The sequence below is a fragment of the Methylobacterium sp. OAE515 genome, assembly GCF_041806315.1.
GTDB classification, from domain to species: domain Bacteria; phylum Pseudomonadota; class Alphaproteobacteria; order Rhizobiales; family Beijerinckiaceae; genus Methylobacterium; species Methylobacterium tardum.
Genome location: NZ_JBGMUV010000001.1, coordinates 1,425,761 through 1,448,214, shown reverse-complemented (window position 1 = coordinate 1,448,214; position 22,454 = coordinate 1,425,761). Strand labels below are relative to the sequence as shown.

Below are 22,454 nucleotides of genomic sequence, written 5' to 3'. Positions count from 1 at the left end.
GCTCAGCCGGCCTTCTGTCCGAGCTGGATCGCCCGGGCAATCTCCGACCGCCTGGCGGCGTAGCCCGGGGCGACCATCGGGTAATCGGCCGGCAGGCCGTACTTGGCCCGGTAGCGCTCGGGCGTCAGGCCGTTCGCCGTCAGGTGGCGCTTCATCGTCTTGTACGAGCGGCCGTCGATGAAGCTGATCAGGCCATCGCGCTGGATCGAGGCCTCGACCTGCGCGGGCGTCAGCCCGGCTGAGTTTGCGCCCGAGCCGCCGCCCCGGAGGACCGAGATCGCCGAATGGACTTGGTCGATGAGGCCGGGCAGGTCGGCCATTCCGACGGCATTGCGGGACACGTAGGCGGCGACGATGGTGCCGACCTTTTCCAGCATGAAGGAGGCGTGTGTTTCGTTCAGGTTGTTCATCTGCGTCATCGCTACTGTGGGCCGTATCGGCTGCTCTCTGGAAGGTCAGATCGTAAGCGTCTGCACCGCATGAGTTCTGGCGGATGGGTGAGGCCGCGCCGGGTCTGAATTCCGTATCACCTCAAGTTTTCAAACCACCATTTCTTGAGGATGCAGATAATATACAATATGAAACGGGAGCATCTTGTCCGGGAGCGCGATGTTTTTTGCCCGATCGCGCGAACGGGGGGCCAGACAAGGTAAACGATTGATGCAGCCACTGTTTTCGACCGTGGGGCTCCATCCGAGGAACAATTTTCAGCGCTGGCAAGAGATCCTGCTCGAGCGCCGAGTGCCCCTCAAGCAGACGCGCCTCGACCCCGGGTCGTTCGAGGGCCGGCTCGACGTCGCCGGGATCGGCCCGCTGCTGATGACGCGCATCACGCAAGGGCCGATGCGCAGCGAGATCACGCCCGCGATCATCCGGCGCTTCGACAAGGGCGACACGCTCGTCGTGGTCTTCAAGCTCGCGGGTGTGTCGACCACGTCGCAGGACGACCGGTCCTGCCCACAACGGACGGGCGATCTGTTCGTGCTCGATCACCGCCCGGCCGTGCTGACGTCCGGCGCGGGCAGCCAATCCATGTTCCTGGAGCTGCCGCGCGCGCGCCTGGAGAGGCTCCTGGGACCGGCCCGGCTCTACACGGCCCTGACGGTCGGCGGGGACCTCGCCTCCACGATACTCACCACGACCTTCTTCCACGAATTGATCCGCATCCGCGACCAGCTCGGTCCGGAGGCCGTCGCGCGCATGACCGGAATCGGCGTGGGCCTGATCGTGGCCAGCATCGCCGAGCGGATGGCCCAGGAGGTCCCTCGGCCCGTCCAGGGCTCGGTCGTGGTCCAGCGCGCCAAGGCCTATGTCGAGGTGCATCTCGGCGACCCCGCCCTCGACCCGCCGCAGCTCGCGGCCGCGGTTGGCGTGTCGCTGCGACGGCTGCAGGAACTGTTCCACGAGCGCGGCCGGCACGTCTCCGACTGGATCTGGGAACGCCGGCTGGCCGCCGCCGCCGAGCGGCTGACCGATTTGGCCTGTGCCCATCTGCCGATCGGCCTGCTGGCCTACGGCTGCGGTTTCGCCAGCCAGGCCCACTTCGCCCGGCGCTTCAAGGAACGGCACAGCCTGAGCCCGCGCGAATACCGGCACGCAGCCCACCAGCCGAGCCCCGCCTGAGGCGTGCACGGCGCCGGGTCGGGCAGCGCCGGAGCGGCGCGAGCTGAGCCCGCGGCGGCGGACGGATCCGGACACACCCACACGACGCGACGACGGGCGATGCAGACCTTCTTCTCGACAGACGGGATCCATCCCAGGAACGCCTTCCGCCGATGGCGGGAGGTGATGTGCGACCAGATGGTGCCGAACGAGATCCGGAGCCTCGACGCCGCACGGTTCCACGGCCGGATCGAGGCCGCCGCGTTCGGGTCGCTCCTGATCACGCGCAGCGTCCAAAGCTCGACGCGCACCGAGGTGACGCCGGAGGCGGTTCGGCGGAATGGCCGGGGCGACCGCCTCTACGCGGTCTTCACCCAATCCGGCCGCCATGCCCTCCAGCAGAACGAACGCGAGGCCATGGGCTTGGCCGGCGAGTTCGTCGTGCTCGATCATCGCCCGGGTGTGAGCGCGATCGAGACAGGCACCTTCCTGATCCTCGACCTGCCGCGCGAGCGTCTGGAGCGCGTGCTCGGTCCGTCCCGGCTGTTCACCGCCCTCACGATCGGAGCCGACCGCGCGTCCACGACCCTGACGAGCACCTATGTCCAGGAACTGATCCGGGTGGGCGACCAGCTCCCCCCTGACGGCAAGGCGCGGATGGCGTCGATCGGGATCGACCTGATCGTGGCCGGCCTCGCCGAGCGTCTGACCCAGGAGGTGCCACGCTCCATCCACGGCAACGCCACGGTCCAGCGCGCCAAGGCCTTCGTCGAGTCGAATCTCGGCGATCCGGCGCTCGACCCACCCCACCTCGCCGCCGCGATGGGCGTGTCGCTGCGCCGGCTTCAGGAGCTGTTCCACGAACGCGGCCAGCACATCGCCGACTACATCTGGGAGCGCCGGCTCGCGGCGGCGGCCCAGCGCCTGGCCGACCCCGCCTGCGCCCACCTGTCGATCGGCCTGCTGGCCTACGGCTGCGGCTTCGCCAGCCAGGCCCACTTCGCCCGCCGCTTCAAGGAGTGCCACGGAACGACGCCGCGGGACTACCGGCACGCAGCCCTCGTGGGCGCCCCGTGATCCACCGGCCCGGGACGCCCGACGCGTTCTGGGTCAGGCCGAGCGGTCGCTCCGGCGCAGGCTCGCCGGCAGGGCGAAGAGGGCGAGCCCGGCCGCGACGAGGCAGAGCACCCCGATGCCGTAGAGGGCCGGGGTCGTCGAGCCGGTGAGGTCCTTGACCCAGCCGACCATCACCGGGCTGACGATGCCGCCGAACTGGCCGAGCGTGTTGATCAGCGCGATCCCGCCCGCCGCGCCGACGCCGGTGACGAGCTTGGCCGGCAGAGTCCAGAAGGTCGGGATCGAGGCGACGATACCGGCGCCGAGCAGGGCCAGGGCGCACATCAGCGGCACGATGTGCTTGTCGAACAGGCCGGCGCCGAAGAAGCCGAGCGCCGCCGCGATGGCCAGCCCGGCGACGAATTTCGGCCGCTCGCCCGAGGCGTCGGACAGGCGCCCGATCACCACCATGCTGATCGCCCCGCAGATGTAGGGGATCGCCGTGAGGAAGCCCACCGAGGCCGCCTGCCCGCCGCTCGCGGTCTTGATCAGGTCCGGGCCCCAGAAATTCAGCCCGTAGGAGCCGATCTGCAGGAGGAAGTAGATCAGCCCGATCATCAGGAAGCCCGGCTGCCGGATCGCCCCGAGCAGCGAGTGGTCGCCGATCTCGCGGTTGTGGTGGGCGATGCGGCCGGACAGGAGCGCCTTCTCGGGCTCGGTGAGCCAGCGCGCGTCGGAGATCCGGTCGTCGAGGCGCGTCAGCACGAGCAGGCCGAGCACGAGGCAGGGCAGGCCGCCGGCCAGGAACAGCCACTGCCAGCCGGCGAGGCCGCCGACGCCGTTGAGCCCGCCCAGGATCAGGCCCGCTACCGGCGCGCCGAAGATGCCCGAGAAGGCCGAGGCGACGAACATGAACGACGTGATCCGGCCGCGATGCGAGGCCGGGAACCAGATGGTCAGGTAGTAGAGGATGCCCGGCGCGAAGCCCGCCTCCATGGCGCCGATCAGGAAGCGCAGGGCGTAGAAGTGCCATTCGCTGCGGATGAAGATCATCAGCGCGGTGGCGATGCCCCAGGAGATCATGATCCGGGCGATCCAGCGCCGCGCCCCGACCCGGTAGAGGAACAGGTTCGAGGGCACCTCGAAGATCACGTAGCCGACGACGAACATGCTCGCGCCGAGCCCGTAGGCGACGTTGCTGAAGCCGAGGTCGCTCTGGAGCTGGAACTTGGCGAAGCTGATGTTGATGCGGTCGAAGAACGCGAACATGTAGCAGATCATGATCAGCGGCATGAGCCGCCACGCGACCTTGCGGACGACGCCGTTCTCGGTCACCGCGCCGGCCTCGGCGGCGGCCGGCGACCCGGACAGGGCTGCGGTCATGGTTTCCTCCGTTGTGTGTTTTTGGGGCGTGTGGTGCGCGGTGCCGCCTTCGGGCGGGCGGCTTGTCCGCGTGAACTCAGAGCCTGTTCGATTGGGCCTCTCCAGCCCGCGCCCTCATCCTGAGGTGCGGCGAAGCTGCCTCGAAGGAGCCCTCCAGACGGCTCTGCGATCCCTGGAGGCCTCCTTCGAGGCCTCCGCTACGCTCCGGCACCTCAGGATGAGGGCGCGCGTGGGATCTCCATCATGTCGCGCGGGCTCAAGGATGCAGGAGCTGACAGAGTCTCAAGCCGCCCTGGCGGGCGCCGGGTGGAGGTCGCAGGGCCGTCCAGCCTTGGCGACCTGCCCGGGCACGTCGTGGCCGACGAGGCGGGGCAGGTCCCGCGACAGGCCGATCAGCGCCGCGAGGTCGAGGCCCGTCGGCACGCCCATCTCGTGGGCCATGCTGACGAGGTCCTCGGTGCAGATGTTGCCGGTCGCGCCCGGCGCGAACGGGCAGCCGCCGAGGCCGCCGAGCGCCGCGTCGAACCGCCGTGCGCCCGCATCGTAGGCCGCCAGCACGTTGGCGAGGCCGAGGCCGCGGGTGTTGTGGAAGTGGAGCGTCAGGCGCTCCGGTCCGACCAGCGGCAGGACCCGCGCGACGAGGCGCGCGACCTGCCGGGGATTGGCCATGCCGGTGGTGTCGGCGAGCGTCACGCCGTCGATGCCGAGTGACAGGTAGCGCTCGACCTGGGCCAGGACCTTGTCGGCCGGCTGGTCGCCCTCGAACGGGCAGCCGAAGGCGGTGGCCACCGTGGCGTTGGTGCTCACCGGCGCGCCGCGGACCGAATCCATGATCCGGGCGAATCCGGCGATCGAGTCGGCCGGGCTCATGCCCATGTTGGCGCGGTTGTGGGTCTCGCTCACCGAGGCCACGAGGTTGATCTCGTCGACCTTGGCGGCCAGCGCCCGCTCGGCGCCCTTCGGGTTCGGCACCAGGGCGACGTAGACCGTGCCGGGCCGCCGCCGGATCCCGGCGAAGACCGCGGCCGCGTCGGCGAGCGCCGGCACCGCCTTCGGCGACACGAAGGACGAGACTTCGATCCGGCTGAAGCCGGCCTCCGCCAGGGCGTCGATCAGCCGGATTTTCTCCGCCGTCTCCACGAAGACGGGCTCGATCTGGAAGCCGTCGCGGGTGGCGACCTCCTGGACGATCAAGGCGTCGCTCGACAAGGCGCTCATGCCACGGCTCCCTTCGCGCGCAGGGCGGCGATGCGCGCATCGTCGAGTCCGAGTTCGGCGAGCACGGAATCCGTGTGGGCGCCGAGTGCCGGCCCCTGCCAGCGGACTTCACCGGGGGTCTCCGACAGCTTCGGCACGATGCCGGGCATCTTCACCGCGGTCCCGCCGGGGAGTTCCGCCTGCAGGATCATGTCGCGCGCCTGGTAGTGCGGATCGGCCACGATGTCGGCCACCGAGTAGATCCGGCCGGCCGGCACGTCGGCGGCGGCGAGGGCGGCGAGGGCCTCCTCGACCGTCTGGGTCTTCGACCAGTCGGCGATGGTGCCGTCGAGCATCGCCGATTGCTGCGAGCGGCCCTCGTTGTTGCGCAGCGCCGGGTCGTCCGCGAGGTCGGGCCGGCCGATCGCCGTCATCAGGCGGCGGAAGATCGGGTCGCTGTTGCCGGCGATGACCACGTAGCCGCCGTCGCGTGTCGGGTAGGTGTTCGACGGCGTGATGCCCGGCAGGGCGCCGCCGGTGCGGGTGCGGACCTCGCCCAGCAGGTCGTATTCGGGGACGAGGCTCTCCATGACGTTGAACACGCTCTCGACGAGCGAGACGTCGATGACCTGACCGGCGCCCTGCCCGGTCTTCACCCGCAGCAGCGCCATCAGCGCGCCGATCACGCCGTGGAGCGAGGCCAGGGTGTCGCCGATGCTGACGCCGACGCGGGCGGGCGGCGAATCCGGGCTGCCGGTGGTGAAGCGGATGCCGCCCATCGACTCGCCGATGGCGCCGAAACCCGGGCGGTCGCGGTAGGGGCCGGTCTGGCCGTAGCCCGAGATCCGGACCATCACGAGGTTGGGGTTGAGCGCCGAGAGCACGTCCCAGCCGAGCCCCAGCTTTTCCAGGCCGCCGGGGCGGAAGTTCTCGACCACTACGTCGGCGCTCTGGGCGAGCTGCTTGACGATGTCGAGGCCGTCTGGAGACTTCAGATTGACGGCGATCGACTTCTTGTTGCGCGACTGCAGGTACCACCAGAGCGAGGTGCCCTCGTGCATCTTGCGCCATTTCCGGAGCGGGTCGCCCTCGCCCGGCGGCTCGACCTTGATGACCTCGGCGCCGAACTCGGCCATCAGCCGCGTCGCGAAGGGCGCGGCGATCAGCTGACCAAGCTCGAGAACGCGGATACCGCTGAGCGGACCGGACACGGCTTTCCTCCATCGTTTGTTGTCTCGGCCATACTGCCGTTGCCGCCGCGAAGTCCAAACGTCATGCGCCAGCATGCGTTCTCGTGCGGAGAACGCAAGATTTCAGGACACAAGGGCGACGCAGCCTCGGATTTCCGAAAGCGAGCCACGTCCCAGATGACCAACCCGTCATCCCAGGGCCGCGCAGCGGAGCCCGGGATCCAGACCCGCCGAGGCGCCAAGACATGGCACCAACAGCGGCTCCGGGTTGCCCGCCTCGGGCGTGCCCCTCCGGGTCCGGGCTCGCCTGCGGCGCCCCGGAACGACGGTGCGGGCGTTCTAGGCCGGATCCCGCCTCGCGCCGGCCGCGGCGCCGCGCAAATGCTCCAGCAGGAGCGTCGCCGCCGGCGTCAGGGGACCCGGGCGGACCACGAGTGAGAGCGTGCGCTGCGCCCAGGGATCCGTGAGCGGCACCGCCGCGAGCCGCATCGGCGGCCCGAGCAGGGCGTAGACATGCTCGGGCACGGTGCCGAGGCCCATGCCGACCTGCGCCATCCGGCAGATCGCGTCGAAGCTCGGCACGTGCATCCGCAGCCGCAGCGGACGGCCGAGGCGCCGGGCCTCGTCGCGCAGGGCGGCGTAGATCGAGCTCTCCGCGTGCAGCCCGACATGGTCGTAGTCGAGGGTGTCGGCGAGAGCGACGCCGCCGCGCCCGCTCAGGGGATGGCCGGCCGGCATCACCAGGACGAGGCGGTCGCTCCGGTACGGATAGGCGGTGAGGCTGCGGGTGTCGGAGGTGTCGGCGCAGAGGCCCAGATCGGCGAGCCCCTCCTCGACACCGGCCACGACGCCGCCGCTCGGGCGCTCCTCCAGGTCGAGCCGGATCCCGGGCTGCGCCGCCAAGAAGGCCTGCAGGTCCTCGGGCAGGAATTCCACGATCGCAGAGAGGTTGGCGAGCACGCGCACGAAGCCGCGGACCCCGCGGGCGTGCTCGGCGAGTTCCAGGGCGATCTGCTCGGCGCTCGCCAGCATGCGGCGGGTGTGATGCAGGAGGGTCTCGCCGGCGGGCGTGAGCCGCATGCCGCGCGGCTCGCGGGTCAGCAGAGTGCAGCCCAGCGCGTGCTCCAGATCGGCGAGGCGCTTGCTCACCGCCGAAGGGGCGATCGCCACCCGCCGGGCCGCGCCGTTCAGCGTCCCCTCCTGGCAGATCGCCGCGAACAGGCGCAGCGTCTTCAGGTCGAGCCGGCTCAGGGTCGCGGCCGCGGGCAGGTCTGCGGACATCCGGCGGCGATCCCGGTCGGCGGCCGGCGCTAGTCCCGGGACCCGACCGGCTGGCCGTAGGTGCCGTAGCCGAGCTTGGCCCCCTCCCGGTTGACGAGTCCGAAGCGCAGCACCGCCTGCTCCAGATAGGCGATCGCGTCGACCAGATGGGCACGGGCCTCGGCGATGCTGTCCTCGCCCTCCTCGACCGGCGTCTCGGCGAGCTTCACGGCGGCGATCAGGACGCGGTCGCGCTCGTCCTCGATCCGCGGGTCGCGGGCGACGTGGCCGCGGATCTTGGCGTCGAACGCCTCGATGACGGACCAGGGCAGCGCGTCCTTGCCGGACGGCGCCTTGAAGGCCAGGGCGTGGCGCCGCGCGGCCGCGCTGGCGGCTCTGACATGGTCGGCGAGTGCTGCATCCATTCCCGGTCTCCGCGGCTCCGACTCGATCTCCCGAACGCCCCGCGGCGCGGTCCGTTGCCCGTGACGCCTTACCGGGCGCAGCAACAATCCTTCAAGGCGGCGCCGGCCAGGGGGTTACCTTGGCGGTTCGCGCCCTTATCTCTCGGTTCTGTGATCAACGGGCCGGACCGGCCCGGCGAACGGGGGACGATATGGGAACGACGCTGAGCGCCGGCGGATGGCGCCCGACATCCGCGGCGGCGCGCCTCCTCGGCGTGCTCTCGGTGATCCTGGTGGCCGCGGGCCTGTCGGGCTGCGGGGCGATCAACCAGGTGCCAACCCTGCAGGAGCAGGCCAAGTCCGCCTGGAGCGAGGTGCAGAACCAGTACCAGCGCCGCGCCGACCTGATCCCCAACCTCGTCGAGACCGTGAAGGGCTACGCCCAGCAGGAGAAGGACGTGCTGATCGGCGTCACCGAGGCGCGCGCCAAGGCGTCGAGCGTGAAGGTCGACGCGTCCACGGTCAGCGACCCGCAGAAGTTCAAGGAATACCAGGATGCCCAGAACCAGCTGTCGGGCGCGCTCGGCCGGCTGCTGGTGACGGTGGAGAAGTATCCCGACCTCAAGTCGAACCAGAACTTCCTCGCCCTGCAATCGCAGCTGGAGGGCACCGAGAACCGCATCGCGGTGGCGCGGCGCGACTACATCACCGCCGTCCAGGCCTACAACACCGAGGTGCGCACCATCCCGGGCCGCTGGATCGCGGCGTTCCTGTATCCCGACGCCAAGCCGATGGAGACCTTCACGGCGACGCCCAACGCCGACCGGCCGCCGAACGTGAAGTTCTAGGATGCCGCCCATGGGCCGGAGCATCCCCAACCGGGTGCGGCTCGCCCTGGCGCTCGCCGTCCTCTGCGCCTGCCTGACGATCTACGCGGTCGGGGCGTTCGCCGCCGAGCTGACCTTCCCGACGCTGACCGGCCGCGTGGTCGACGTGGCCGGCATCCTCACGCCGGAGCAACGCGGCCAGCTCGAAGGCAAGCTGAAGGCGCACGAGGACAAGACCTCGGACCAGGTGGTCGTCGCCACCGTGCCCAATCTCCAGGGCACGACCATCGAGGATTACGCCAACCGCCTGTTCCGGGCCTGGAAGCTCGGGCAGGCCAAGACCAACAACGGCGTCCTGCTGCTCGTCGCGCCGAGCGAGCGCAAGGTTCGGATCGAGGTCGGCTACGGGCTGGAGGGCGCCCTCACCGACGCGCTCTCCCGGGTGATCATCGCCAGCGCGATCACGCCCCGCTTCAAGACCGGCGACTTTTACGGGGGCCTCGACGCGGGCGTCGACGGGATCCTGTCGATCCTGGCCGGTGATGCGCAGGAGTGGCAGCGCAAGCCGCAGGTGCGCGCCGACGAGGTGGATAGCGGCCAGGTCGCGGTCTTCATCATCCTGTTCCTGATCGTGCTGTTCGTCGCCTGGCGCATGAGCCGCGGCGGCGGCCGGGTTGGAAGCCGGGGCGGACGCGGCGGCATCATCATCCTGCCGGGCCCGGGCTCGGGCGGATGGGGCGGCGGCTTCTCGGATGGCGGCTCGTCCGGGGGCTTCGGCGGCGGATTCTCCGGCGGAGGCGGCTCGTCGGGCGGTGGAGGAGCCTCCGGTGACTGGTAAGGGCGCGGACGTGCTGACGCCGGAGGCGCGGGAACGGCTCGCGCGGGCGGTGTCGCGGGCCGAGGCCGGCACGTCCGGCGAGATCGTCGTGATGGTGAGCCGCCGCGCGGGCGCCTACCGGTCGATCACTCTGCTCGCGGCCCTGATCGCCGCGCTGGTCCTGCCCTGGCCGCTGATCGCGCTGACGAGTTGGAGCGCGGCGTCGATCGTCCTGACCCAGGCCGCCCTCGTGGCCGCGATCCTGGTGGCGAGCGAGAATGAGCGGCTGCGCCTCGCCCTGGTGCCGCGGCGGCTGCGCAGCGCCCGGGCCCGCGAGGCGGCCCAGCGGGCCTTCTGGTCCCGCGGCCTGAGCCTCACGCGCGGGCGCACCGGCATCCTGCTCTACCTCTCGCTCGCCGAGCGCCATGCGGAGATCGTCACGGATCTCGGCGTGCTCCGGCACATCGCGCCCGCCGCCTGGGACGGGATCCTGGCCGACCTCGTCACCGCCCTGGGGCGCGGCGCGATCGAGGCCGGGCTGACCGTGGCGGTGGAGCAGGTCGGCCGGTGCCTCGCGGAGAATCTTCCGGCGGGGATCGGTGATCCGGACGAGCTGCCCAACCGCGTGATCGTCGTCGATTGAACCGCGTCCGCCGTCCGGTTCAATGCCGGGGTGGAACCAAAGGCTATCGATGATAGGCCGGTGATGCAGATTCTGATTTGGGATATGTCTTGCGGCACAGCTTGTGCGACGCCGCACGAAGGTTTCTGGCGGACCGTAACCGACCGGCGGCGCGTGCGATTTTGCCGTTGAGACCCGCGCCGCTGCGGCGGCTGCCGCCTACGTGACGGCGCCGGGTGACGCGGGGTTCGGCCGACCGGCCCTGCCCGAGGAGGCCGTGATGAAGATCCTGATCGCCGCATCGCCGCTGACCGGCCACGTGAACCCGCTGCTCGCCGTCGGCCGTGCCGCCGCCGCGCGGGGGGACGCGGTTCTGGTCCTGACGGATCCGGCCTTCCAACCGAAGGTTGAGGCGGCCGGCCTGCGCTTCACGGGCTATCCCGACAACGATTCGGCGACGTTCCGCGAGACCGACCTGCCCGCCGGACCGGAGCGCTACCGGCGCGAGTTCGAGCGGCGGTTCATCGATCCCATGCCGGTCCAGGCCGCGACCCTGCGTCGGCTGATCGCCGAAGAGGCGCCGGACGTCATCGTCGCCGGCAGCATGTTCCTGGGTGTGCTGCCCCTTCTGCTCGACACGGCGCCGCGGCCGCCGATCGCGACGGTCAATGTCAGCTTCCTGTTCCTGGACCGGCCCGACCACGCGCCCGTCGGTCTCGGCCTGCCGCCCGCCCGGGACCAGGCCGAGCAGGTCCGCTACGCGGCCCTGAAGGCCGGAATGGATGCGGCCTTCGTCAACCCGGTGCGCGCCTACACGGATGCCCAGCTGGCCCGGCTCGGGCTGCCGCCGATCCCGGCCTCGCTGACGCACTCCATCGTGCTGCTGCCGGACCTGTTCCTCCAGCCCACCGTGCCGGGCTTCGAGTACGATTACGGCACCTTGCCGCCGGGCGTGCGCTTCATCGGCCTGCTGCAGCCGCCCACGCCCCCGGCACCGCTGCCGGATTGGTGGCCGGAACTGGAGCGGGCGAACGCGGCGGGCACGCCGGTCGTGCTGGTGACGCAGGGAACGCTCGCCAACGCGGATTTCGGCGAACTGGTCGAGCCGACCCTCGCGGCCCTGGCGCATCGGGACGACCTGCTCGTCCTGGCCACCACGGGCGGCCGTCCCGTCGACGTGCTGCGCGGTCCGATCCCGGCCAACACGCGCGTCTCCTGCTTCCTGCCGTTCCGCGAGCTGCTGCCCCGGGTGAGCGTGCTCGTCACGAATGGCGGTTACGGCAGCGTCTCGCAGGCGCTCTCCGCCGGGGTGCCGATCGTCTCGGCCGGGCTGACCGAGGACAAGGCCGAGGTGAACGCGCGGATCGGCTGGTCGGGCGTCGGCGTCAATCTCGGGACCAACGCACCGACATCCGAGGCCTTGGGCGAGGCGGTGTCGCGGGTGCTCGATGATCCCGGGTTCCGGCAGCGCGCCGGGCGCATCAGCGAGGCGTTCGCGGCCCGGGACGCGATGGCCGCCATCCTGATGGCGGTGGACGATCTCGGCCGGTCCGGGGCGAGAGCCGGCCGCGACGCGGTCCCGATGGCGAGGTCGGCGTGACGATGGCCACAGATGCAAAGGCGCTGCGCGTCGTTGTCGATCTCAACCGCTGCCAGGGCTACGCGCAGTGCTGCTACGCGGCGCCCGATGCCTTCACCTTACGCGGCCACGAGATCCTGTTCTACGATCCTGCCCCGCCGGCCGCGCGACGCAGCGCGATCGAGCGGGCGGTTCAGGCCTGCCCGGTCCGCGCCATCCAGCTTCAGGCCGGCGCGGATGATGGAGAGACGTCGTGACGCCTGAGCCGGCCGGCATCGTCGTGGTCGGTGCCTCGCTGGCCGGCCTGCGCGGTGCCGAGGCGCTGCGCCGCCGGGGCTATGCCGGTCCCCTGACCCTGGTCGGCGCGGAGCCGCATCGCCCTTACGACCGCCCGCCTTTGTCGAAGCACGTGCTGGTCGGCGACCTGGACGCGGATGCGACCCGGCTGCCGGAGCTGGCACCCCTGCACGCCCGGTGGCGTCTCGGCAGCCCGGCCATCGCCCTCGACCGCTCCGCCCGGACGCTCCGGCTCGCCGACGGAACCGCGCTGGCCTACGACAAGCTCCTCATCGCCACCGGGGCCGAGGCCCGCGCCTGGCCGAGCGAGACCGGTGGGCGTCTGAGCGGCGTCTTCACCCTCCGCGGACGCGACGACGCGGCCGCCCTGCGCGCGACCGTGCAGGCCCGCCCGCGCCGGGTGCTCGTCGTCGGCGGCGGCCTGATCGGCTGCGAGACGGCCTCGTGCCTGCGCGACCTCGGCCTGGCCGTGACCCTGGTCGATCCCAACTCCACCCCCCTGGCCGCCGCCCTCGGGACCTTCGTCGGCGGGGTCATCGCCGAATGCCTGCGCGACGCCGGCGCGGAATTTCGCCCCGGCACGATGGTGCGCGCCTTCGAGGGCGACGCGGCGGGTCGGGTCGCCCGCGCGCGCCTGTCGGATGGCGGGACCATCGAGGCCGACCTCGTCATCGCCGCCCTCGGCGCGACCCGGGCGACCGGTTGGCTCCAGGGCGCCGGCCTGCGGGCGGATTCCGGCGGCCTCACCTGCGACGCGGCCTGCCGGGTCCTCGACGCCGACGGAACGCCCTGCCCCGACATCTACGCCGCCGGCGACGTGGCGCGCTGGCCGATCCCGCTCTACGGCAACCGCCTGGTCTCGGTGGAGCATTGGGGCAATGCCGTCGAGCAGGCGGGCCACGCCGCCCGCAACATGCTGGCGCCACCGGACGACCAGCACCCCTACCAGCACACGCCGGCCTTCTGGTCGAGCCAGTTCGGCATCAACATCAAGCTGACCGGCCTGACCGCGGGTGCCGACGCACTGGCCGTGGTCCAGGGCACGCGGGCGTCGCGGCGTTTCCTGGCGGTTTATGGTCGGAACGGGCGCAGCATCGCCGCCCTCTCCTTCGACCAGGCGCGCTGGCTGCCGGCCTACGCGCAGGCGATCACGGCCGGCAGCGCCTTCCCGCCAATCGTCGATGCCACCGACCAGCCCCGGATCGAGACGGCCGCGCCGGGTTTCCCGCCGCCGCGCGCGACCGCCCCGGCGCCCAGCCGCTCCGAGACCGTGCATGCCTGACGACGCGCTGTTCGCCGCCGTGATGGACCCGGCCAACCGGGCCGATCCCTATCCGCTCTACGCCCGGCTGCGCGAGCGCCCGGTCTCGCGCCAGCGCGACGGGAGCTACGTGGTCAGCACCCACGCGGAAATCCGGACGCTGATCTTCGATCCGCGCCTCAGCTCGGAGGATCTGCCGCCGTTCAAGCGGCCGTCCACCGGGAACCCGATCCGCGACTGGATCATCAACCCAATCCGCAGCAGGATCGCCACGGCGCATCGCCCGCTGATCTTCCGCGACCCGCCCGACCACGACACCCTTCGCGCCGCGGTGATGCGCGAATTCACCATCCCGCGGGTCCAGGGCCTGCGCCCCCGCGTGGTCCGCGAGGTCGATGCGCTCCTGGACAAGTGCCACGGGCGCGACCGGCTCTGCCTCGTGGAGGACCTATCCTATCCGCTGCCCGTCTCGGTGATCTGCGAGTTGCTCGGCGTGCCGGTGACCGACGAGCCGCGCTTCCAATCCTGGGCGACGCAGCTCGCCACTGCGTTGGAGCCGGATGCGCGCGGCGACGTCGAGAGCCGGCGGCGCACGGTGGCGGCCTTCGACGCGATCTCGGACTACATGCGCAACCTCATCCGCGAGAAGCGCACACGGCCGGCCGACGACATGCTGAGCGGGCTCGCCGCGCCCGGGCCGGGCGGCGCGAAACGCATGAGCGATTTCGATCTGATCTCGACGGCGATTCTGCTCTTGGTCGCGGGCCACGAGACGACGGTGAACCTGATCACCAACGCGATGCTGACCCTGCTCCGGCATCCGCAGGAGCTGGAGCGCCTGCGCGCCGATCCCGAGCGCGCCCCGCGGGTGATCGAGGAGGTGCTGCGCTACGAGCCGCCGGTGCATTTCCGGACCCGCAAAGCGCTCGGCGCGATCACCCTGGCCGGTGAGACGATCCCGAAGGGGGCGCCGGTGATCCTGCTCTTCGCGGCAGCCAATCGCGATCCGGCCCGCTTCGAAACCCCCGACCGGTTCGATCCGGACCGTCCGGACATCGAGCATTTCGGCTTCGGCGGCGGGCTGCATTTCTGCGTGGGCGCGCCGCTGGCGCGGCTCGAGGCCGAGATCGCCCTCGTCGCGTTGAGCCGCCGCCTCGCCACGCCGCGCCTGGTCCGGGATCCGCCGCCCTATCGGACGGGCGCCTCGCTCCGCGGCCCCGAGCAGCTGGCGATCGACATCGGCGGGATCGCCCCCGTGCAAGCGTCCTAGGGCGACACGCGTTCGGGAACCTATCGCCGCGTCAATCTTCCATGGAACGATCAGACGTCATTCCGGGGCGCCGGAGGCGAGCCCGGAATCCAGAAACGCCGTCAGTGCCGAAACGTGGCACGTTGCGTTTCTGGATTCCGGGCTCCGCTGCGTGGCCCCGGAATGACGGGGTTCATGCGTAAAGAGCAGGTGAAGACGAACGTTTCACGTGAAACATTTGTAAACCACCGGCCCGACCAATGCTGGCGACCGCAGAAACGTCACCGGCGCACCGGCACCGGTCCGTTCATGCCGGGCCAGTCGGAATAGCCGTTGGCACCACCCCCATACCAATAGGCTTTCGGCGCCTCGGCCAGCGGTGCGCCGCTGGTGAAACGGCCGACGAGATCGGGATTGGCGAGATAGGGGCGACCGAAGCTGAACAGGTCGGCGCGGCCCTCGGCCAATTCTTTCTCGGCGAGGTCCAGGGTCAGATCGTTGTTGCCGATATAGGCGCCCTTGAACCGGCGGCGCAGTTCGAGGAAATCGATCCCGTCTGGCACGTCCCGGGATTGCTGAGTCACGCCCTCGATCGCGTGGACGTAGAGCAGATCGAACCCGCTGAGCGCGTCGAGATAGGCGCCGTAGGTGGCGTGCGGATCGGAATCGAGCGGTGTCTCGCCGGGCTGCGTCGTGGCGGGCGAGATCCGGATGCCGACGCGCCGGCCGCCGCCCCACACCTCGGTGACGGCCTGGACCACCTCCAGGGGAAAGCGCAGGCGGTTCTCGACCGAGCCGCCGTACCGATCGGCGCGCCGGTTCGTCGAATCGCGCACGAACTGCTCCAGCAGGTAATTGTTGGCCGAGTGGATCTCGACGCCGTCGAACCCGGCACGCTTGGCGTTCTCGGCCGCCCGCCGGTAATCCGCGACGATCCCGGCGATCTCGTCGGTCTCCAGCGCTCGCGGCGTCACGTGAGGCTTCATGCCGTCCTGCGTGAAAGCCGTGCCCTCCGGCTTGATCGCCGAGGCCGAGACCGGAAGCACCCCGCCCGGCTGAAGCTCGGGATGCGAGATCCGGCCGGTGTGCCAGAGCTGGAGGAAGATCAGGCCGTCGTTGGCATGGACCGTCCGGACGATGCGCGACCAGCTCTCCACCTGCGCGTCGGACCAGATGCCCGGCGTGTAGGCGTAGCCCACGCCCTGCGGCGAGATGTTGGTCGCCTCGGCGATGATCAGGCCGGCACTGGCCCGCTGCCCGTAGTAATCGGCCGCGAAGTCCGGCGGCACACCCTCGTTGTTGGAGCGGCTGCGGGTCAGCGGCGCCATCACGACGCGGTTCTTGAGCTCCAAGTCGCCGATAGTGACGGGCTGGAGGATCGGGCTACTCGGCATGATGTCTCGCTGGGACTGGTGAGAGGCGGGCCGGCGCGGCGCCACGATCGGACGGCACCACGGGTCGGCGAGAGGTCCACGAACCCTGCCGCCGGCCTGACAACAGGTTGAAGCGGGCGTCCGGTTCCGGAGATGGACGAAGCGTCAGCGTTCCTGCGCCCCGCATCCGTGGTTGCGATGTCGCGGTGCCGGAACTTGGCCGTACGGCCGCAGGCTTTACCTCCGACGTGGCCGACTTGGTCACACCCCCATCGACCTCTGGAGACCCTTGCGATGAAGGCACTGTGCTGGCACGGCCGCAACGACATCCGCTGCGATACGGTCCCGGATCCGGTGATCGAGGATTCCCGTGACGTCATCATCAAGGTGACGAGCTGCGCGATCTGCGGCTCGGACCTGCACCTCATGGACGGGCTGATGCCGACCATGGAGAGCGGCGACGTCCTCGGCCACGAATTCATGGGTGAAGTCGTCGAAGTCGGCCAGGGCTTCACCAAGTACAAGAAGGGCGACCGGATCATCGTGCCCTTCAACATCAATTGCGGCGAATGCCGTCAGTGCAAGCTCGGCAACTTCTCAGTGTGCGAGCGCTCGAACCGCAACGCCGCGATGGCCGCCGCCCAGTTTGGCTACACCACGGCCGGCCTGTTCGGCTACTCGCACCTCACCGGCGGCTATGCGGGCGGTCAGGCTGAGTATGTGCGCGTGCCGATGGCCGACGTCGCGCCCATGAAGGTCCCGGACGGCATGGACGACGAGTCGGTCCTGTTCCTCACCGACATCCTGCCCACCGGCTGGCAGGGCGCCGAGCATTGCGAGATCCAGGGCGGCGAGACCATCGCGATCTGGGGTGCAGGGCCGGTGGGCCTGTTCGCCATCCAGTCGGCCAAGATCATGGGCGCCGAGCGGATCATCGTTATCGAGACGGTGCCCGAGCGGATCGCCCTGGCCAAGAAGGTCGGCGCCACCGACGTGATCGACTTCATGAACGAGGACGTGTTCGAGCGGATCAAGGAGATCACCAAGGGCCAGGGCGCCGACGGCGTGATCGACTGCGTCGGCATGGAGGCGAGCGGCGGCCACGGCGGCATCACCGGCGTGCTCTCCACGGTGCAGGAGAAGCTCACCGCCACGGAGCGCCCCTACGCGCTGGCGGAGGCGATCAAGGCAGTCCGGCCCTGCGGCATCGTCTCGGTGCCGGGCGTCTATGGCGGCCCGATCCCGGTCAACATGGGCTCGATCGTCCAGAAGGGCCTGACCCTCAAGAGCGGCCAGACCCACGTGAAGCGCTACCTCGAGACGCTGACCAAGCTGATCCAAGAGGGCAAGTTCGACATGACCGGCCTGATCACGCACCGCTCGCAGGATCTCGCGGACGGGCCGGACCTCTACAAGACCTTCCGCGACAAGAAGGACGGCTGCGTGAAGGTGGTGTTCCACCTGTAAGCCGCACGAGGCGCGCCGCGATCGGAGCCGTCCGCGGCGCGCCGCCCCGGTTTTAATGATCTTCTAGAAGCCAGTTTGCTTATGATACCTGTCTCTGAGAACAGGTTTGAATAATAATAGAAACAAAAGCAATCTTATCCGAGCCAACAACAGTATCATTCGTCCGATCCGCAACCATGCATGTTAATCATCATTGCTCATGCACACGTACTGCTTGACGGGAACATCGACAGCGAAGAAGCTTGCGCCCACATTGGCAGCCCGAGATCCGACGCGGCAGCGGGTCAAGCATAAAATCTTCATCCGGCCGGGATGAAGCAAGGAGGGGACGACCAGTGGGTTTCGTGCGCGACAAGGATCTGCACGCCAGGATCAAGGCCCTGGACAGATCTCAAGCCGTCATCGAATTCGCGACCGACGGGACGATCCTGGCCGCCAACAAGAACTTCCTCGACACGCTGGGCTACGCGCTGGACGAGATCCAGGGCCGACCGCATGCGGAACTCGTCGATCCGGCATACCGGGAGAGCGACGCGTATCGCGACTTCTGGGCGGCGCTCCGGCGTGGGGATTACCAAGCCGGCGAATTCAAGCGGATCGGCAAGGACGGCCGCGCGGTCTGGCTTCAGGCGACCTACAATCCCATCCTGGACCGACGCGGCAGACCGCTCAAGATCGTCAAGTTCGCCAGCGATGTCACCGAGCAGGTGACGCGCGCAATCGCCTACGAGGGTCAGATCCGGGCGATCAACCGCTCCCAGGCGGTGATCGAGTTCGCGCTCGACGGGACGATCCTGACCGCCAACGACAACTTCCTCGCCGCCATGGGATACCGTCTGGAGGAGGTCACGGGGCGTCATCACAGCCTGTTCATCGAGCCGGAGGTCCGCGACAGCGCCGCGTACCGGGCGTTCTGGGACCGTCTGGGCCGCGGTGAGTACGAGGCCGCCGAGTTCAAGCGCCGCGCCAAGAGCGGCCGCGAAGTCTTCATCCAGGGTAGCTACAACCCGATCTTCGATCGGGACGGACGCCCCCTGAAGATCGTAAAGTTCGCCACCGACGTCACCGCGCAGGTGCTGGATCGCCAACGCCGGACGGAGTTGCAGACGGCGCTGGCCCGGGACCTGAATGCCATCGCGGAGGCGTCCTCGAAGGTCTCGCGCCAGGCGGGAGAGAGCGCGCAATCGTCGGCCCACGTCTCCGGCGACATCCAGTCGATCGCGTCGGGGGCGGAGCAGATCGCCACTTCGGTGGCGGAGATCAGCGCTCAGGTCGTGCAGGCGTCCGAGATGTCCGGACGGGCCGTAGAGCAGGCCCAGGCGACGCAGGCGATCATCTCGGGTCTGAATGACTCGGCCGAGCAGATCGGCGCGGTTGTGGCGCTGATCCAGATTATCGCCTCCCAGACGAATCTGCTGGCGCTCAACGCGACCATCGAGGCGGCCCGCGCCGGCGCGGCGGGCCGGGGCTTCGCGGTGGTCGCCTCCGAGGTGAAGGCGCTCGTCGATCAGACCGCGAAGGCGACCGAGCAGATTGCTGTCCAGATCACCGGAACCCAAACCGCGACCGGAAAGGCGGTGGCGGCGGTTGGCTCGATCCAGGCCACGATCGTGGGTCTTAACATGGTGGCGGCCACCATCGCCACGGCCGTCGAGGAGCAATCCGCGGTGACCCGCGCGATGTCGACGACCATGCAGACCGCAGCACAGGGGGTCGGGGCGATCACCTCGGGCCTCGGTCTCATCGCCGAGTCCGCCGGCCAGGCCGACGAGGCCACGCAGACGCTGCGCGCCGCGGCTCAGAGTCTCGCCTAGCCCCCGTCCCGATCGGGTTACGACGGGATCGAGGGAGCACGTCGCGGCCGCCTCGGCCGATGACGCTCGTCTTGCGAACCGGTGCAGCGCCCGGCGCGACAGGATCACGCGCGCCGCAGAACCGATGATGCTGAGCCGGCTCTGCATCGAACCGGCCCGCTGGTGGCAGCCACGGCCGGTTCGCGGCGGGCGCGTCCGGACACGCCTCTTCGCCTTCGCTGCGGCCGGCTTGTTCAGAGGGCTAGGATTGGTCCCGCCTCGAAGATGCTAGCGCAGGGTCGGCGACTCGCCCGGCTTCAGGTGCCGGTCCTCGCCGTCGGGACCACCGAGCGAGACGTGATTGTTGAGCCGGCTCAGATGTTCGAAGACGTGCGCGAACGCATCGGTCACGGCCTGCTCGAAGCTGCCGTCGCCCTTGCCCTGGGCCGCTCTCAGCGCGCTGAGAAGGGCGTGGTGCTTTTCGGTGTCGCTCGACATGACGGACCTCGCCGCCGGGCGGGGTGCCCGCGCGTCGAGCAAAGCATCGCCGGCGATCGAAGTTCCTGCGGGCGACCGCGCGGTGCCGTGCGAGCCGCGTCAGGCCATCCGGGCCAGCACGTCCTCCTGCCGCACCCGGCGATGGATCAGCGCCATGGCGGCATGCCCGAGCACGACGACCAGCAGGGTGAAGCCGAGCCAGTGATGGAGGAGATCGCCCGGAGCCACCATCCAGGCGATCTTCGTGTCCCGCCCCGGCATCAGAGGAAGGCCGTAGGGCGTGAACGGCTTGCCGGAGCCGTACTGGCGGAGCAGGGCGAGGCCCGGCGTGAGGACCATCAGTAGATAGATGAACGCGTGACCGGCCACCGCGGCACGCCCCAGGCGTCCGGGATGCGGCGGTCTGCGCGCCACGTTCGCAAGCCCCCAGAGGCCGCGCAGGAGCACGAGGACGAAAAGGGTGAAGCCGAGGGTGAAGTGGCTGCCGCCGACGAAGCGTGTCAGGGCCGTGTCGCCGATCGCGACGTAGAGGAGCGCGCCGGCGAATTGCCAAGCGAAGAGCGCGGCCATGAGCCAGTGGAACGCCCGGCTGATCCGGCCGTAGCGCTGCGGCGTGTCGAGCCAGCCGTTCATCCGCATGATGGGCCTTCCTGGCCGACGCGCCCGTGGCGCCGCGTGTGGTCCGTTGTGGCTCGTCCGTAGGCGGGCAGCATTGCATGCGCGCCGCGCACGGCGCGGTGCGTGACGCTCTCGCCCGGTGGCGGTGCGGCGGCCCGGCTCATTCCGCGCCTCCGGCCCACAGGTGCTCCGCCGCGCCGCCCACCCGCAGGATCTCTTCGGCCGCGCTGGTGAGCGCACCGTCCGGCGCAGGCTGGCGCAGGTAGGTCGCGAGGTCGCGGGACAGGCGCTCCAGGGGATGGGACCGCAGGAAACCCTGCAGGCCGACGGACCGCTGAGCGAGTTGCAGCACGTCGAGCCCGGCCTTCTCCACGGCGAGCCGGGTCAGGTTGACGAAGGCGACGACGCGCTCGGGCGGAAGGTCGTTCTCCGCGACGATCCGGGCGGCGCGCTCGATCCAGTGTCGAGCACCCTCGACCGCGATGGCACCCTCGCCGAGCCGCGCGCGCTGATGGGGATCGCCGCCACGACCGGTTGCGCCGAGGTGGGCGCGCCACGCATCGAACACGGCCTCGATGCCGCCGAACTGCACGGCCGCGAACCGCCAGGCCCCGCTCGAGAAGGTCGGTTGGCGCTGGTAATCGTCCCGCCCGCCGAGGATCGCGTCCGCGCCGACGGCGATGTCCTCGAAATCGACGGTGCCGGTGGCGGAGGCGCGCATGCCGTGCGCGCGCCAGCCGGTCAGATCGGCGCGGCTGCCGGGCTCCAGGGGCACGACCAGCATTAGCGACGCCGCATCCGGCTCCCGCGTGACCGTCACGAGGGCGCGGGTGACATAACCGGCCCCCGACGCGAAGGCCTTCACGCCCCGGAGCCGGCCATCCTCTCCCAGGCGCAGGCTGTCGCCTGGCCGGTTGGTATTCCAGACTCCGAACAGGTGCCCCGCGCGCGCATCGGCGAACAGGCGTGCCTGCTGCGCGGGGGCGCCGTAGCGCGCCACGAGCTGGAGCGCGTTGACGTGGCCCTCGTAGAGGCGCCCCAGCGCCAGGCTGCCGTACCCGACGAGCCGCAGCACCGCCGCGAGCTTGCGCGCGCCCGGCTCCTCGCCGAGCCCGACCCCACCGTCGCTGGACGGAACCGGCGCGGCGAGCAGGCCGCATTGGGCGAGGTCGGCGACATCCTCGGCCGGAAAGCCGTCGTCGCGGTCCTGGGCGCCGGCGCGCTCGGCCGCAGTGATCGACGCTTGTCGCGCGACCGCGACGGCGTCGAAGGCCAGGTTGATCGGAGTCCTCTGGTCCATGCGCCTTCCCCCCATTAGGCCACCGCAGCGGCGATATCCTCGACCGTGCGTCCGGTCAGGACCGATCGCGGCGCTTCCTCCAAGATGTCGGGCTCGCCGGCCGCGCGGGCCGCCCCGTCGTGGGACTTCACCAGCAGCCACGAGACCTGGCGCTCCCGCGGCTTCGGCCGCATCCGCATGAGACGCCAGCGACCGGTCAGCTTCTGCCCATGCAGGGTGAAGGCGAGCGACCCCGAGTCCAGTGCCGCGTCCGGATCGCCCTCCGGCTCCCAGGTCCCCCGGTCCCAGAGCAGCACGGTGCCCGCACCATACTGGCCCGGCGCGATCACGCCCTCGTAGTCCGCGTAGTCCAGGCCGTGATCCTCGACAGCGACGGCGAGGCGGCGTTCGCCCGCGACGAGGCTCGGCCCGCGCGCGACCGCCCAGCTCTTGAGGACCCCGCCGACCTGCAGCCGGAAGTCGTAGTGCAGCCGGCGGGCCGCGTGCTTCTGCACGCGGTAGGCCAGGACCCCTGGGTCAGACATGGTCGGCCCGCCCGACCCGATCCCGAACCGGGATGGCGGTCTCCCCCTTTGGCGACGGTCCCTGGTCCCGGCCTCGGCAGGCGTTCTCGGTTTTCATGTCGCGACAGCCTCCGACAGCCGCACCAGACTGCCTGGCG

Annotated in this window: 22 protein-coding genes; 11 read left to right on the top strand and 11 right to left on the bottom strand. The window is 70.2% G+C overall.

What is annotated here, in order from left to right; translation table 11 throughout:
- Window positions 1-2 precede the first annotated feature (2 nt).
- Window positions 3-410, bottom strand: a complete 408-nt coding sequence (locus tag ABIE45_RS07130; RefSeq protein ID WP_192706065.1) for a MucR family transcriptional regulator — start codon at window positions 408-410, stop codon at window positions 3-5.
- Between the two features lie 184 nt (window positions 411-594).
- Between ABIE45_RS07130 and ABIE45_RS07125 the strand changes: the two genes are divergently transcribed.
- On the top strand, window positions 595-1,623 hold the full coding sequence (locus ABIE45_RS07125) for a helix-turn-helix domain-containing protein (protein WP_373622223.1): 1,029 nt from the start codon (window positions 595-597) through the stop codon (window positions 1,621-1,623).
- 99 nt (window positions 1,624-1,722) lie between these two features.
- The gene (locus tag ABIE45_RS07120; RefSeq protein ID WP_192706064.1) at window positions 1,723-2,679 is read left to right on the top strand and encodes a helix-turn-helix domain-containing protein; all 957 of its coding nucleotides are present in this window, start codon (window positions 1,723-1,725) and stop codon (window positions 2,677-2,679) included.
- A 33-nt stretch (window positions 2,680-2,712) separates the two neighbouring features.
- Here the strand turns inward: ABIE45_RS07120 and ABIE45_RS07115 are convergent, their stop codons facing one another.
- The 5 genes from ABIE45_RS07115 to ABIE45_RS07095 all read right to left on the bottom strand — a co-directional run bounded on the left by ABIE45_RS07115 (window position 2,713) and on the right by ABIE45_RS07095 (window position 8,113).
- The gene (locus tag ABIE45_RS07115) at window positions 2,713-4,041 is read right to left on the bottom strand and encodes an MFS transporter (RefSeq protein WP_192706063.1); all 1,329 of its coding nucleotides are present in this window, start codon (window positions 4,039-4,041) and stop codon (window positions 2,713-2,715) included.
- Window positions 4,042-4,323: 282 nt separating this feature from the next.
- Complete coding sequence (locus ABIE45_RS07110; protein ID WP_192706062.1) at window positions 4,324-5,259, bottom strand: hydroxymethylglutaryl-CoA lyase; 936 nt, start codon at window positions 5,257-5,259, stop codon at window positions 4,324-4,326.
- Entirely contained in the window at window positions 5,256-6,449 is a 1,194-nt protein-coding gene (locus tag ABIE45_RS07105) for a CaiB/BaiF CoA-transferase family protein (RefSeq protein ID WP_192706061.1), read from the bottom strand. Before ABIE45_RS07105 ends, ABIE45_RS07110 begins: the two co-directional genes overlap by 4 nt.
- A 318-nt stretch (window positions 6,450-6,767) precedes the next feature.
- Entirely contained in the window at window positions 6,768-7,709 is a 942-nt protein-coding gene (locus ABIE45_RS07100) for a LysR substrate-binding domain-containing protein (RefSeq protein WP_192706060.1), read from the bottom strand.
- 29 nt (window positions 7,710-7,738) lie between these two features.
- Window positions 7,739-8,113, bottom strand: a complete 375-nt coding sequence (locus ABIE45_RS07095; protein WP_192706059.1) for a hypothetical protein — start codon at window positions 8,111-8,113, stop codon at window positions 7,739-7,741.
- A 191-nt stretch (window positions 8,114-8,304) separates the two neighbouring features.
- On the opposite strand from ABIE45_RS07095, the gene ABIE45_RS07090 reads away from it, so the two are divergent.
- The 7 genes from ABIE45_RS07090 to ABIE45_RS07060 all read left to right on the top strand — a co-directional run bounded on the left by ABIE45_RS07090 (window position 8,305) and on the right by ABIE45_RS07060 (window position 14,765).
- The gene (locus tag ABIE45_RS07090; protein ID WP_192706058.1) at window positions 8,305-8,940 is read left to right on the top strand and encodes a LemA family protein; all 636 of its coding nucleotides are present in this window, start codon (window positions 8,305-8,307) and stop codon (window positions 8,938-8,940) included.
- A 1-nt stretch (window position 8,941) separates the two neighbouring features.
- The gene (locus ABIE45_RS07085; RefSeq protein WP_373622222.1) at window positions 8,942-9,757 is read left to right on the top strand and encodes a YgcG family protein; all 816 of its coding nucleotides are present in this window, start codon (window positions 8,942-8,944) and stop codon (window positions 9,755-9,757) included.
- On the top strand, window positions 9,747-10,379 hold the full coding sequence (locus ABIE45_RS07080; protein WP_192706056.1) for a hypothetical protein: 633 nt from the start codon (window positions 9,747-9,749) through the stop codon (window positions 10,377-10,379). The genes ABIE45_RS07085 and ABIE45_RS07080 overlap by 11 nt, the downstream gene beginning before the upstream one ends.
- A 259-nt stretch (window positions 10,380-10,638) precedes the next feature.
- The gene (locus ABIE45_RS07075; RefSeq protein WP_192706055.1) at window positions 10,639-11,958 is read left to right on the top strand and encodes a nucleotide disphospho-sugar-binding domain-containing protein; all 1,320 of its coding nucleotides are present in this window, start codon (window positions 10,639-10,641) and stop codon (window positions 11,956-11,958) included.
- 2 nt (window positions 11,959-11,960) lie between these two features.
- Window positions 11,961-12,194, top strand: a complete 234-nt coding sequence (locus tag ABIE45_RS07070; RefSeq protein ID WP_373622221.1) for a ferredoxin — start codon at window positions 11,961-11,963, stop codon at window positions 12,192-12,194.
- Complete coding sequence (locus ABIE45_RS07065; RefSeq protein WP_192706054.1) at window positions 12,191-13,516, top strand: FAD-dependent oxidoreductase; 1,326 nt, start codon at window positions 12,191-12,193, stop codon at window positions 13,514-13,516. Before ABIE45_RS07070 ends, ABIE45_RS07065 begins: the two co-directional genes overlap by 4 nt.
- Window positions 13,509-14,765, top strand: coding sequence for a cytochrome P450 (locus ABIE45_RS07060; protein WP_192706053.1), 1,257 nt, complete (start codon window positions 13,509-13,511; stop codon window positions 14,763-14,765). Before ABIE45_RS07065 ends, ABIE45_RS07060 begins: the two co-directional genes overlap by 8 nt.
- Before the next feature lie 260 nt (window positions 14,766-15,025).
- Here the strand turns inward: ABIE45_RS07060 and ABIE45_RS07055 are convergent, their stop codons facing one another.
- Entirely contained in the window at window positions 15,026-16,138 is a 1,113-nt protein-coding gene (locus ABIE45_RS07055) for an alkene reductase (RefSeq protein WP_192706052.1), read from the bottom strand.
- 273 nt (window positions 16,139-16,411) lie between these two features.
- On the opposite strand from ABIE45_RS07055, the gene ABIE45_RS07050 reads away from it, so the two are divergent.
- Together ABIE45_RS07050 and ABIE45_RS07045 are read left to right on the top strand one after the other, a co-directional pair.
- On the top strand, window positions 16,412-17,584 hold the full coding sequence (locus ABIE45_RS07050) for a zinc-dependent alcohol dehydrogenase (RefSeq protein WP_192706051.1): 1,173 nt from the start codon (window positions 16,412-16,414) through the stop codon (window positions 17,582-17,584).
- 335 nt (window positions 17,585-17,919) lie between these two features.
- The gene (locus ABIE45_RS07045; RefSeq protein ID WP_192706050.1) at window positions 17,920-19,398 is read left to right on the top strand and encodes a PAS domain-containing methyl-accepting chemotaxis protein; all 1,479 of its coding nucleotides are present in this window, start codon (window positions 17,920-17,922) and stop codon (window positions 19,396-19,398) included.
- 267 nt (window positions 19,399-19,665) lie between these two features.
- Here ABIE45_RS07045 and ABIE45_RS07040 read toward each other — a convergent pair whose 3' ends face one another.
- The 4 genes from ABIE45_RS07040 to ABIE45_RS07025 form a co-directional block, all read right to left on the bottom strand.
- On the bottom strand, window positions 19,666-19,875 hold the full coding sequence (locus ABIE45_RS07040) for a hypothetical protein (RefSeq protein ID WP_192706049.1): 210 nt from the start codon (window positions 19,873-19,875) through the stop codon (window positions 19,666-19,668).
- Window positions 19,876-19,974: 99 nt separating this feature from the next.
- Window positions 19,975-20,514 (bottom strand): cytochrome b, encoded by a 540-nt coding sequence (locus ABIE45_RS07035; RefSeq protein ID WP_192706048.1) that lies wholly within the window; start codon window positions 20,512-20,514, stop codon window positions 19,975-19,977.
- A 139-nt stretch (window positions 20,515-20,653) separates the two neighbouring features.
- On the bottom strand, window positions 20,654-21,793 hold the full coding sequence (locus ABIE45_RS07030; protein WP_192706047.1) for an acyl-CoA dehydrogenase family protein: 1,140 nt from the start codon (window positions 21,791-21,793) through the stop codon (window positions 20,654-20,656).
- Between the two features lie 14 nt (window positions 21,794-21,807).
- On the bottom strand, window positions 21,808-22,317 hold the full coding sequence (locus ABIE45_RS07025) for a DNA polymerase ligase N-terminal domain-containing protein (protein ID WP_192706046.1): 510 nt from the start codon (window positions 22,315-22,317) through the stop codon (window positions 21,808-21,810).
- Window positions 22,318-22,454 lie beyond the last annotated feature (137 nt).

Coding starts and splice junctions, on each gene's coding strand:
- ABIE45_RS07095 (WP_192706059.1), bottom strand. CDS start 8,113: ATGGATGCAGCACTCGCCGACCATGTCAGAGCCGCCAGCGCGGCCGCG.
- ABIE45_RS07115 (WP_192706063.1), bottom strand. CDS start 4,041: ATGACCGCAGCCCTGTCCGGGTCGCCGGCCGCCGCCGAGGCCGGCGCG.
- ABIE45_RS07120 (WP_192706064.1), top strand. CDS start 1,723: ATGCAGACCTTCTTCTCGACAGACGGGATCCATCCCAGGAACGCCTTC.
- ABIE45_RS07030 (WP_192706047.1), bottom strand. CDS start 21,793: ATGGACCAGAGGACTCCGATCAACCTGGCCTTCGACGCCGTCGCGGTC.
- ABIE45_RS07060 (WP_192706053.1), top strand. CDS start 13,509: ATGCCTGACGACGCGCTGTTCGCCGCCGTGATGGACCCGGCCAACCGG.
- ABIE45_RS07040 (WP_192706049.1), bottom strand. CDS start 19,875: ATGTCGAGCGACACCGAAAAGCACCACGCCCTTCTCAGCGCGCTGAGA.
- ABIE45_RS07070 (WP_373622221.1), top strand. CDS start 11,961: ATGGCCACAGATGCAAAGGCGCTGCGCGTCGTTGTCGATCTCAACCGC.
- ABIE45_RS07035 (WP_192706048.1), bottom strand. CDS start 20,514: ATGCGGATGAACGGCTGGCTCGACACGCCGCAGCGCTACGGCCGGATC.
- ABIE45_RS07110 (WP_192706062.1), bottom strand. CDS start 5,259: ATGAGCGCCTTGTCGAGCGACGCCTTGATCGTCCAGGAGGTCGCCACC.
- ABIE45_RS07025 (WP_192706046.1), bottom strand. CDS start 22,317: ATGTCTGACCCAGGGGTCCTGGCCTACCGCGTGCAGAAGCACGCGGCC.
- ABIE45_RS07050 (WP_192706051.1), top strand. CDS start 16,412: ATGAAGGCACTGTGCTGGCACGGCCGCAACGACATCCGCTGCGATACG.
- ABIE45_RS07085 (WP_373622222.1), top strand. CDS start 8,942: ATGCCGCCCATGGGCCGGAGCATCCCCAACCGGGTGCGGCTCGCCCTG.
- ABIE45_RS07100 (WP_192706060.1), bottom strand. CDS start 7,709: ATGTCCGCAGACCTGCCCGCGGCCGCGACCCTGAGCCGGCTCGACCTG.
- ABIE45_RS07090 (WP_192706058.1), top strand. CDS start 8,305: ATGGGAACGACGCTGAGCGCCGGCGGATGGCGCCCGACATCCGCGGCG.
- ABIE45_RS07075 (WP_192706055.1), top strand. CDS start 10,639: ATGAAGATCCTGATCGCCGCATCGCCGCTGACCGGCCACGTGAACCCG.
- ABIE45_RS07130 (WP_192706065.1), bottom strand. CDS start 410: ATGAACAACCTGAACGAAACACACGCCTCCTTCATGCTGGAAAAGGTC.
- ABIE45_RS07055 (WP_192706052.1), bottom strand. CDS start 16,138: ATGCCGAGTAGCCCGATCCTCCAGCCCGTCACTATCGGCGACTTGGAG.